The 10046-nt window shown below is 63.1% G+C and carries 8 protein-coding genes; 3 read left to right on the forward strand and 5 right to left on the reverse strand.

Annotated elements, in window-relative coordinates; all coding sequences use genetic code 11:
- Positions 1 to 120: 120 nt before the first annotated feature.
- Together ACFMO7_RS07210 and ACFMO7_RS07215 are read right to left on the reverse strand one after the other, a co-directional pair.
- Entirely contained in the window at positions 121 to 1161 is a 1041-nt protein-coding gene (locus ACFMO7_RS07210; RefSeq protein ID WP_376794846.1) for an ABC transporter permease, read from the reverse strand.
- A 4-nt stretch (positions 1162 to 1165) separates the two neighbouring features.
- Positions 1166 to 2689: a sugar ABC transporter ATP-binding protein gene (locus ACFMO7_RS07215; protein WP_376794847.1), complete on the reverse strand. Its 1524-nt coding sequence runs from the start codon at positions 2687 to 2689 to the stop codon at positions 1166 to 1168.
- A gap of 522 nt (positions 2690 to 3211) precedes the next feature.
- On the opposite strand from ACFMO7_RS07215, the gene ACFMO7_RS07220 reads away from it, so the two are divergent.
- The gene (locus tag ACFMO7_RS07220) at positions 3212 to 4276 is read left to right on the forward strand and encodes a LacI family DNA-binding transcriptional regulator (RefSeq protein WP_376794848.1); all 1065 of its coding nucleotides are present in this window, start codon (positions 3212 to 3214) and stop codon (positions 4274 to 4276) included.
- A gap of 66 nt (positions 4277 to 4342) precedes the next feature.
- Here the strand turns inward: ACFMO7_RS07220 and ACFMO7_RS07225 are convergent, their stop codons facing one another.
- Positions 4343 to 5518 carry an aminotransferase class I/II-fold pyridoxal phosphate-dependent enzyme gene (locus ACFMO7_RS07225; RefSeq protein ID WP_376794849.1) on the reverse strand — a complete coding sequence of 392 codons (1176 nt, stop codon included), beginning with the start codon at positions 5516 to 5518 and terminating at the stop codon, positions 4343 to 4345.
- Positions 5519 to 5777: 259 nt separating this feature from the next.
- Between ACFMO7_RS07225 and ACFMO7_RS07230 the strand changes: the two genes are divergently transcribed.
- Positions 5778 to 6311 (forward strand): dual specificity protein phosphatase family protein, encoded by a 534-nt coding sequence (locus ACFMO7_RS07230; RefSeq protein ID WP_376794850.1) that lies wholly within the window; start codon positions 5778 to 5780, stop codon positions 6309 to 6311.
- 85 nt (positions 6312 to 6396) lie between these two features.
- Here the strand turns inward: ACFMO7_RS07230 and ACFMO7_RS07235 are convergent, their stop codons facing one another.
- Positions 6397 to 8007: an amidohydrolase gene (locus tag ACFMO7_RS07235; RefSeq protein WP_376794851.1), complete on the reverse strand. Its 1611-nt coding sequence runs from the start codon at positions 8005 to 8007 to the stop codon at positions 6397 to 6399.
- Between the two features lie 2 nt (positions 8008 to 8009).
- A complete protein-coding gene (locus tag ACFMO7_RS07240) occupies positions 8010 to 9092 on the reverse strand; it encodes a methyltransferase (protein WP_376794852.1) in 1083 nt (360 codons plus the stop codon).
- A 4-nt stretch (positions 9093 to 9096) separates the two neighbouring features.
- Between ACFMO7_RS07240 and ACFMO7_RS07245 the strand changes: the two genes are divergently transcribed.
- Positions 9097 to 9765 (forward strand): transaldolase family protein, encoded by a 669-nt coding sequence (locus tag ACFMO7_RS07245; protein ID WP_376794853.1) that lies wholly within the window; start codon positions 9097 to 9099, stop codon positions 9763 to 9765.
- The last annotated feature ends 281 nt before the right edge of the window (positions 9766 to 10046 follow it).

Consider the following 10046-nt stretch of genomic DNA (forward strand, 5'->3'; position numbering starts at 1 on the left):
GAGCGCGCTCAGAGGCCGTGACTCTGGTCCTCCTTAGCTCCACAGCAGGGGCCGAAGGAGAGGCAGCAGTGGCAGAAGCCTCAAGGTCGAGCGCAGGCGGCTTGACTTCGGACGAATCACTCATCGTTGCCTCCCACTGACGAGGCGGCGCTGGAGCCAGCGAGTAATCAGGGCATCAAGAGTTACCGCCGCCAGAATAGCGGCACCATCGATAGCCTGCAGCCAGAATTGCGAGAGCTTGAGCAAAGTCAGAGCATTATCGATGGTTCCGAGGACGATCGCGCCAAGCATGGCCCCCAGGATTGTTCCAGAGCCGCCGAAGATATTGACCCCGCCGACAACCACGGCGGCAATCACCTGCAGCTCCAGGCCGGTCGCCGCCCCCGAATCGACCGTGGCAAAGCGCGCTCCCCAGAGCACGCCGGCGAAGCCGCTCAGGAGGCCACACAGCAGGAAGGTCAGGAAAATCAGGCGCTCGCTGCGCAGGCCCGCCAGGCGTGCCGCCTCGGGATTGCTCCCCAGAGCATACAGCTCGCGCCCACCGCGGGTCGCTCGCAGCAGATAGGCAAAGATCAGGGCGATGGCTGCTGCAAAGACGATCAGGGCTGGGATCCCCAGAACATGAGTCGTGGCCAGGGCCAGAAAGCTATCCGGCACATCGTAGGCGCTCACCTGCGTTCCGCCGGCGATGTAAGAATCCAGGCCGCGATACAGATAGAGCGTCCCCAGGGTCGCCACAATAGCCGGGACGCGCCCCAGGGCCACGATCAGGCCATTGATAGCCCCCAGCAAGGCCCCCAAGGCACAGCCGAGCAAGACGACCAGGATCACCGGCATCTGCCGGTCATGCTTGAGCAGATCGGCACAGACAAAGGCCGTCATGCCAACGATCGAGCCGACCGAGAGATCGACATTGCGCGTCAGAATCACCATTGTCTCGCCAACCGCCACGATCGCCAAAATAGCGATCGAGAGCAGGATCTGCTCGAAGTTATCCGCTGTCAGAAAGCGCGGCGTCTGCAAGCCGACCAGGGCAATGATCACGAGGAGCACGACGATCAAGCCCAGCTCGCGCACACGGCCCACCAGAGCCACCAGGCGCTTGCCACCCAGGCGCGCGCGCCAGCCCGATTCCTGCAGACGGGTCGTTGTTGTGCTCATGCGCTCACCTGCTCTCTCTGTTCTGTCCCGTTGCTGCCAGCATGACTTTCTCCTGATCGGCCTCAGCGCGACTGAACAGTCCGCTGACCCGCCCCTCGTGCATGACGAGGATGCGGTCCGACATGGCCAGAATCTCTGGCAGCTCGCTAGAGATCAGGAGGATGGCCAGGCCACGCGCGGCCAACTCGGAGATAATGCGATGGACCTCGGCCTTGGCCCCGATATCGATACCGCGCGTCGGCTCATCCAGAATGAGGATGCGCGGCTCGGTAGCCAGCCATTTGCCCAAGACCACCTTTTGCTGATTGCCGCCAGAAAGCGCGCGCACCGCCTGGGTCAAGCGCCCACCGCGCACGCGCAGGCGCTCCGCATAATCGGCAGCGACCTCCAGTTCCTGGCGCGACCTGATGAGGGAGAAACGCGCGATGCGTCGCAAAATAGAGAGAGTAATATTGCTGGCAATCGAGAAATCGAGGATCAGGCCCTGCTGATGGCGATCTTCTGGAACATAGGCCAGGCCATAGCGCATGGCATCGCGCGGCGAGCGGATAGTGACTGGGCGCCCGGCGATGAGGATCTCGCCGCTCTCGGCCTGGTCGATGCCGAAGAGCACACGCGCCACCTCGCTGCGGCCCGCGCCCACCAGGCCAGCCAGCCCGAGGATCTCGCCGCGCCGGAGCTGGAAGCTCACATCTCGAAAGAGGCCGGCTCGCGTCAGATGGCGTACCTCCAGAACCACCTCGCCGATGACCGCCTGCTCTTTGGGGAAGAGGGCCTCCAGCTCGCGCCCTACCATATGACGAACCGTCTCTTCAGGAGTGAGCGTCTGAGCGGGGGCCGTGATCACGCGCTGACCGTCGCGCAGGACTGTGATGCGACTGGCCAGATGAAAGACCTCCTCCAGACGATGACTCACAAAGAGGATCGCCACCTGCCGCGCCCGAAGCTGCTCAACAATTGCGAAGAGGTCCTCGACCTCACGCGGGGAGAGCGAGGCCGTCGGCTCATCCATGATTAAGACGCGCGCCTCTTGCGATAAGGCCCGCGCGATCTCTACTAACTGCCGATCGGCCACCGAGAGACCTCGCACCGGCAGATAGACGTTCAGCTCCACGCCCAGCGACTGCAGAAGCTGCTCTACCTCGCGATACATGCGACGCCAGTCGATGCGTCCCAGACGATCGCGCGGCTGATGGCCCATAAAGACGTTCTCGGCCACATCAAGATCGGGGAAAAGCGTCGGTTCCTGGTGAATGACGGCGATGCCAGCGGCCTGAGCTTGGGCGGGACCACGCAGCTCGACCGCCTCGCCATTGATTTTGAGAAGGCCAGAATCGGGGCGGTGCACGCCTGCCAGGATCTTGACCAGCGTGCTCTTGCCAGCACCGTTCTCACCCACCAGAGCGTGGACCTCGCCCGCATAGAGGCTCAGGTCCACCTCTTTGAGGGCCTGAATGGCGCCAAAACGCTTGCTTACGCCGACCAGCTCGATCACAGGCACCGCCGCCTGCGGCGCAGCTAGTTCCATAGCTCCCCCTACTGAGTGTCCTTCGCTGACGATCAGTTCTACATTCGATTCCCTGATCAGTCCGACGATCAGGCGATTGGCCAGTCAGCCAGTCTGGTTTCTGGTCTGGTCCGGCTGAGCTGGCCGGGGTATATGGGCCGGCTGCTAATTGAAACGTTTCAATGCTGAGAGTATAATCGAGACCAGTCCGATTGTCAAGGGGAAGAGCGCTCTTTTTCACAGGAGGGTGACAGGCGAATAGCCAGAGAGCGGACCGGTGTGGCATACTATCATCTGATGATACGGGTGGGTCGGGTCGGTCGGCCAGTCAGACGAGGGAGAGGCTGCGGACCGGTTGGCGCTCGCTGACTGGAGGAGATCGGCCCGGAGCGCCGGAGGACAGCCACAGGACCTGGCTCCGGCGCTTGCAGGAAATGGTCAGGGCCGACCGGTGGCGGCAACTGACCCGCCGGCGGCGCCAGGGAACTTCGCCTTACCATCGCCATCCCTGATGGATTTCGCTTCTGTCTACGGAGTGCGTGCATGCCAAGTATTCGTGAGGTAGCCGAGCGGGCCGGTGTCTCGCTCGGAACCGTCTCTAACGTCTTGAATCATCCTGAGCTAGTAGCGGAAGAGACAAGGCAGCGCGTGCAGCGCATCATCGACGAGCTGGGCTTTGTCCGCAACGGTTCGGCGCGTCAGCTCCGCGCCGGGCGCAGTCTCTACATCGGCCTGGTGGTCCTTGATGTGGCGAATCCCTTCTTCACGGAGGTGGCACGCGGCGTCGAGGACGCGGCCAACGAGGCTGGCTACGTCGTTATCCTCTGCAATTCGGACGACTCGCCCGAGCGCGAGGCCCATTATCTGCGCGTGCTGGAAGAGCAGCGCGCGCATGGCCTGCTGATCACGCCTGTCCTGGACGACCATACGCATCTTTATCGCCTGCGCAAGCGCGGCATCTCCGTGGTCTTGCTGGACCGTCCAAGCCGGCAGCCGGACCTGTGTTCGGTGGCCGTCGACGATGTACACGGAGGCGAGCTGGCGGTGGAGCATCTGCTGGCTCAGGGCCATGAGCGCATCGCCTTTGTGAACGGCCCTCACTCGATCCGCCAATGCGCCGATCGCCTGGAAGGAGTGCAGCGGGCGGTTCGCGCGGCAGGCGCCGACCCGGGCCAGGTGGTCCTGGAGATCACCATGCCTTTCTTGAACGCGCGCGAGGGAGAGCGCGCCGTCGAGCAGATTCTGAGTGTGGACCCCGCCGAGCGCCCAACGGCTATCTTCTGCGCTAACGATCTCTTGGCCCTGGGAGTTATGCGCGGCCTCACCAGGCGCGGCTTTGCCATCCCGCGCGACTTTGCTCTCGTCGGCTACGACGACGTGGATTTTGCTGGCATGCTCTCGACCCCGCTGACCTCCGTGCGTCAGCCCAAGTATCAGCTTGGCCGCAGCGCCGCCGAGCTGCTCCTGGATGAGGCCGACCACGCCGCAACCCACGAGCACCGTCAGCTCACCTATCAGCCGGAGCTGATCGTGCGCGAATCCAGCAGCTACCGTCGCCCACGACGCTCTGGCGCCAGTCGCTCAGCCTCTCCCGCTCCTTCTCCCTGACCTACCTCTGACCCTGCCTTCCCTAAGCAACCCTTCCTTCCTTCGCCTCCGGTGTCCACCCAGCGCTTAACGCCGCCTTTCAGCCAGGCGGGCCAGGCGCTCACCCGCCTGCAGCAAGGTCTCATCGTTCTTACAGAAGGAGAAGCGCAGATAGCTGCCGCCGATGTGAGCGTGGGCGGGACAATAGAAGGTCTCAGGAGGAATGCCGGCTACTCCGATCTCCTTGATCAGATAGCGCGCAAATTCAAGCGGCGTGCCGTCAAAGATCGAGGAGAAGTCGGCCAGGACAAAGTAGGTGCCCTCGGGCACGCGATAGGGCAGGCCGGCGGCATCGAGGGCCTGCAGGAGTAACTGGCGCTTGCGCTCGTACAGCTCCTTGAGATCGCGATAGTAGCTATCGGGCAGGTTCAGGGCGTAGGCGATAGCTTCCTGGGTGGGATGGTGCACGGCGAAGGTGATGAACTGGTGGGCCCGGGCCACGCCGTCCACGAGGTCAGGATGCCCGTAGACCCAGCCGATCTTCCAGCCGGTGGCGCTAAAGGCCTTGCCCGAGCTGCTGACTGTGACGGTGCGCTCAAACATGCCGGGCAGGGTGGCAATGGGGATGTGGCGCGCCTCGTCGAAGACCAGGTGTTCGTAGACCTCATCGGCGATCACAGTGACATCGTGCTCGATGCACAGTTCAGCGATGCAGGTTAGCTCTTCGCGCGAGAAGACACGCCCACAGGGATTATGAGGTGTGTTAAGAATGAGCGCGCGCGTCTTGCGCGTGAAGGCGGCGCGCAGCTCAGCGGGGTCGAAGGTCCAGTGAGGCGGATGCAGCGGCACGTAGACAGGCGCGGCGCCGGCCATGAGGATATTGGGCACATAGGAATCGTAGAATGGTTCGATAACAATAACCTCATCGCCGGGATCCACCAGTCCCAAGACGGCGGCAAAGATGCCCTCGGTAGCTCCCGCGGTTACGATGACGCCACGCTCGGGGTCGATGTCAAGGCCATAGAAGCGCGCCGCATGGGAGGCCACGGCGTGGCGCAGCGTCGCCGTCCCCGGCCCCGGAGCGTACTGATTGTACTGACCGGCCTGCAGAGCCTCGATCAGCCTGGAAACGATGTCGGAAGGGGAGTCAAAATCGGGCTTGCCTTGCCCCAGATTGAGGGCGTTATGCTGCTGGGCCAGGACGTTGATCTCCGTAAAAATAGTGGTCCCAAAGCTCGCTACACGCCGAGCAGCAGTAGCCATGCCTGTATGCTCCTCAAAAAGAGTTGATCAGTTGAGACTATTATACCTCTCTGGTATACTCCCAGTATATGCCGCCTGGGGATGGGCAGAGGAGAGCAAAGGGGGGAAGGGAGGGCTTGCTGAGCCTGCATCTGAGCCGCCAGACGGCCTGCATCTCTGAGTCGCAGTTGGGCCGGCGCCTGAGCTGGTTCGCCTCCTGCCTCTCAGACCAGCCTCAGCAGGTCTGGCTGGCATCTAATAGGGGGTCAAAGGTAGCAAGATGGCTGTGGTGAAAGGATTGTACACCGTTGACTTGTTGAAGGACCAGCGCCTGAGCATCATGGGCCATCCAGCGGGCGGCGCGCTACTGGAACAGGCCATTAAGATGCTGCGCCAGGCGGGGGTAGACGTTCTGGTTTCGCTTCTGACAGGCGAGGAGATTGAAGAGATCGGCCTCCAGCACGAGGCGCAGACCTGCCAAGAGCAGGGGGTGCGCTATTTTCATTTTCCGATTGCCGACCTGCAGGGGCCGCCCCTGGACGGGGCTATTCAGGACCTGCTGAGCGAGCTGTATGGGCTGCTAGAGGCTGGCCTGCATATTGCCATCCATTGCCGGCTCGGGATCGGGCGCTCGGCCATGATTGCTGCCGCGCTGTTGGTGCGCGCGGGCTACTCGGCGCCGCTGGCCGTGGGCCTGCTCTCCTCGGCCCGTGGCTGCTTTGTGCCACAGACCCCAGCCCAACTAGAGTGGATCGAGGCCCTGGAGCGCTACTATCGCCGGCAGGGCCAGCCCTTTCTTGACGACGATGGCTGAGCGAGCGGGGCGAGGCGCTGTCCGCTCCCACTGAAGCGGCCCCAGGCTCGCTGCTCGCCCGCGCCTCCTCAGCAACGGCGGGCGGTCAGAGATCGCCAAAGACCGGCTGGCCGCCAACGATCGTAGCCTGGACGCCGTTGCTAACGAGGCGCTCCGGCGGAATCTGGAATGGGTCTTCTGGTAAGACCACGGCATCGCCAAATTTGCCGACACTGAGCGAGCCTCTATCTGCCTCTTCGGCCCCGGCGTAGGCTGCCCCAAGAGTGTAGGCGTAGAGGGCGGTGCTCAGCGGCAGAGCCTGCTCCGCCAGCCAGGAAGGGCGCCCGCTCTCCGGATCGGTGCGTTTGACGGCCGCGTAGACGATGCGCAGTGGCTCAAACAGCTCGACGGGAGCATCGGAGCCAAGGGCCAGCGGAATGCCCCGCTCAGACATGCTGCGATAGGCATAGGCTTGCTTGTGGCGTGGCCCCCAGTAGCGCTCGGCAATGTCGCGGTCGGCAACGGCGTGGTAGGGCTGGATCGAGGCGATCACCCCCAGATGGCGCATCCGCTCCAGATCGGCAGGCTGCACCAGTTGCAGATGCTCAAGGCGATAGCGCAGCCGTCCTCGCGCCCGCCGCTCCTGCTCCGTGAGCTGCCGCCGAGCCAGCTCGATGGCGTCAAGCGCCACACGCGCCGCCCGATCGCCTATGGCATGGATGGCAATGATCAGATTCAGCTCGCTTGCCTCCCTGACGAGAGCACGCATCTGCTCCTCGGGAGTAGCCAGGATCCCATAGTTGGAGGCACTGCCCTCGTAACTTTCGAGCATGGCGGCGGTCTGCGAACCAAGCGTGCCATCGGCGAAGATCTTGATGCCGCCGATGCGCAGGAAGGCATCTTCCTCGTCGGCCTTGAGCACACCGGCGCGCAGCTCGGGCAGAGGATGGCGCTGGAGGATCATGCGCACGCGCAGTGGGAGGCGTCCCGCTGCCCGCAGGGAGGCTAACAAATCGTAGGTGGCGCGATCCTCAATATCGTGGATGGCCGTAATCCCCGAGCGCAGAAGAGAGGCACAGGTTTCTTCCAGGAGCTGGCGCGCCAGGGAAGGCGAGGGAGAGGAGATCAGGCGAGCCACCAGCTCCATAGCCGCCCCCTCCTGCAAAATACCGGTCGGCTGGCCACTGCCATCGCGTAAAATGGCGCCCCCGGGCGGATCGGGCGTTTCAGCGGTGATGCCCGCCCGCGCCAGGGCCAGCGAATTGACCCAGAGCAGATGACCGTCCTTACTCCAGAGCGCGACCGGATGCTCTGGGGCCGCGGCATCCAGCACCTCCCGAGAAGGAAAAGCGCGCGTTGACCAGCGGTTGCGGTCCCACTGGCCACCCACGACCCACTGACCAACGGGCGTGCGGGTAGCTCGCTCGCGCACGAGCTGGGCCACCTCATCGGCACTGTTACAGGCCGCCGCATCGATGTCGTGGGAGCGATAGGCTGTGGCTAGCAGGTGGATATGGGCATCAATGAAGCCGGGCAAGACCGTCTTACCGCGCAGATCGATCAGCTCGGCCTGGCCACCAGCCGCCCGACGCACCTCCGCATCATCGCCGACCGCCACAATGCGCCCGCTCTCGCGCTCGACTGCCAGAGCCTGCGCCCGAGGTCGGGTCTCATCCATCGTATACAGGTTACCATTGAGATAGGCTATTCGGCTCATGCTCAACGCCATCCTTTATAGAGCTGGGCTGGCTCTTCATCGCGTACACGCTCGCCGCGCCGCCCGGGACGCAGGGGCGAGCTAGCGCGCAGAACCTTGTAACGACTGTTGCCACCTACTTCCTGGACCTCCTCAAAGCACTCCTCCAGCACCGGCTCATACTTCAAGAAACGATTGGCCACCAGATAGAAGCGTCCCCGGCGCGGCGTCAACAGGCGCGCGCCTTCACGGATAAAGCGCTCACCGACGGCCTTGGTATTGACTCCCCAGACGTGGAATGGAGGATTGGTGGCAATCAAGCTGAAGCGCTGCCCGCTCACGGCGCTAGTGGCGTCGCTGGGGAGCGCCCGGGCATTGGTCAGGCCCTTCTCCTGCAAGCGCTGCCGCGCCAGCGCAACCGCTGCCAGACTGGCGTCGACCAGGGTCACGCTCCCCTTGCGCGCCCGCTCGGCAATATGAAGACCAATATAGCCAGCTCCACAGCCGAGATCGAGTGCCACATCGGTCACATAGACCTCCAGGACGTCGAGCAGGAGGCGCGTCCCCTCGTCCAGCTCGCCGCCCGCGAAGACCTCACGCTGCGGCCAGGAGGGCGGCTGCGAGGAGAGAGGCGTCTCCGCGGTCTTCTCCGCCGCGACAACCCGCCAGCCCTTGCTGATCTCCAGCGTCTCCAGATTGCCAAAGTACTCGCGCATCCGCCGCGCAATCGAGAGGATGCCACGATCTTTGGCTCCCGTGACATAGAGGCGCCCACCAGGTTTGAGAGCATAGCGAGCCGCCTCTAGCCCGTAGTAGACCCAGGCTTTGGAGGGCTGATAGAGCAGATTCATAACCGCCACATCTATGGTATTCGGCGAGGTTTCTCGCGTATACTCATGGAAAGGAACATGTTCTAGCTGGCTGCGGGCAGGGACAGCGTACGCTTGCTCAAGGGCACCGACGTTGTCTTCGGCCAGAACGATTCGCCCACGGCTGAGCTGACGCGCGGCAACCTGAACAAAGGGGTCCGCCGCCGAATTCAAGATCAGTAAGCGCTGCTCAGCATGCAGTGGAACATTGTCAGCCAGGAGTTGAGGATGGAGCATACGCATGGCCCTCTATGTTGATACTGCTTTGATAGATGATATCACGAACGTGGCCAGCACGGTACCTCTGGCTGGCGCGACCACCAACCCTACGCTGCTGCTGGCCGCCCGCGAGCGCGGTCAGCGGCTCTCGCCTCACGAGGTGCTGCAGGCGCTGTTGGAGCGACTGAGCGGCCATGTCTTTATGCAGCCGGGCGCCAGTACGGAGGAGGAGATGTATCGCGAGGCCCTCAGCTACATCGAGATGGCTCCCGAGCGCGTGATCCCCAAGATCCCCATGAACCAGGTGGGAATGCGCGTGGCGCGCCGCTTGAGCACCCAGGGCTATGCCCTGGCCTTCACAGCCGTGACCACGCTCCCCCAGGTCTATTGTGCTCTCCAGGTGCACGCCGATTTCGTGATCCCCTACTACAACCGCCTGGAACGCTCCGGGATCGAGGCCGCCACACGCATCGCTCAGATGGCCTCGCTTTGCCGCTCGCAAGAGCCAGGCACAACGCGCGTACTGGTGGCCAGCATCAAGACAGCCGAAGAGGCCGCCCGCGCCCTCCTGGCCGGCGCCCATGATCTGACCGCCCCTCCCCAGGTCCTGCTCGACCTGATCAGCGACCCCCTGAGCGAGGAGGCTATCCAGCGCTTCAACCGCGACTGGGAGAAGATGAACAAACTGTAATCGTTGGCGACCCGGTTCTGTGCTCAAACGATGAAAGAATCGTCATGATTTGCCCTCCCACGTTCATGTTATTCTCATGGGAGCGCGCTATTATGTAGGCGTAACGAGCTTCAGAGAACGGTTCCGCGGGCGCGAGGCAAACGTGGGGGGATAGTAGAGAAACGGGACTCCTGGGGTCAGGTAACGTGGCAGGGTGGCACGTCTCTCTGGGCAGTTCTCCGTCATCTCACTACTACTACTTGCTCGACACGGATCGGCGCAACGTGGTGAGGGTGGTTACT

Origin of the sequence: Thermogemmatispora sp. (genome assembly GCF_042408735.1) — a bacterium.
Taxonomy (GTDB): Bacteria; Chloroflexota; Ktedonobacteria; order Ktedonobacterales; family Ktedonobacteraceae; genus Thermogemmatispora.

What these genes read in the sequence shown, in the direction of transcription:
- ACFMO7_RS07230 (WP_376794850.1), top strand. Translation starts at nt 5,778, where the DNA reads ATGGCTGTGGTGAAAGGATTGTACACCGTTGACTTGTTGAAGGACCAG.
- ACFMO7_RS07215 (WP_376794847.1), bottom strand. Translation starts at nt 2,689, where the DNA reads ATGGAACTAGCTGCGCCGCAGGCGGCGGTGCCTGTGATCGAGCTGGTC.
- ACFMO7_RS07245 (WP_376794853.1), top strand. Translation starts at nt 9,097, where the DNA reads ATGGCCCTCTATGTTGATACTGCTTTGATAGATGATATCACGAACGTG.
- ACFMO7_RS07225 (WP_376794849.1), bottom strand. Translation starts at nt 5,518, where the DNA reads ATGGCTACTGCTGCTCGGCGTGTAGCGAGCTTTGGGACCACTATTTTT.
- ACFMO7_RS07240 (WP_376794852.1), bottom strand. Translation starts at nt 9,092, where the DNA reads ATGCTCCATCCTCAACTCCTGGCTGACAATGTTCCACTGCATGCTGAG.
- ACFMO7_RS07235 (WP_376794851.1), bottom strand. Translation starts at nt 8,007, where the DNA reads ATGAGCCGAATAGCCTATCTCAATGGTAACCTGTATACGATGGATGAG.
- ACFMO7_RS07210 (WP_376794846.1), bottom strand. Translation starts at nt 1,161, where the DNA reads ATGAGCACAACAACGACCCGTCTGCAGGAATCGGGCTGGCGCGCGCGC.
- ACFMO7_RS07220 (WP_376794848.1), top strand. Translation starts at nt 3,212, where the DNA reads ATGCCAAGTATTCGTGAGGTAGCCGAGCGGGCCGGTGTCTCGCTCGGA.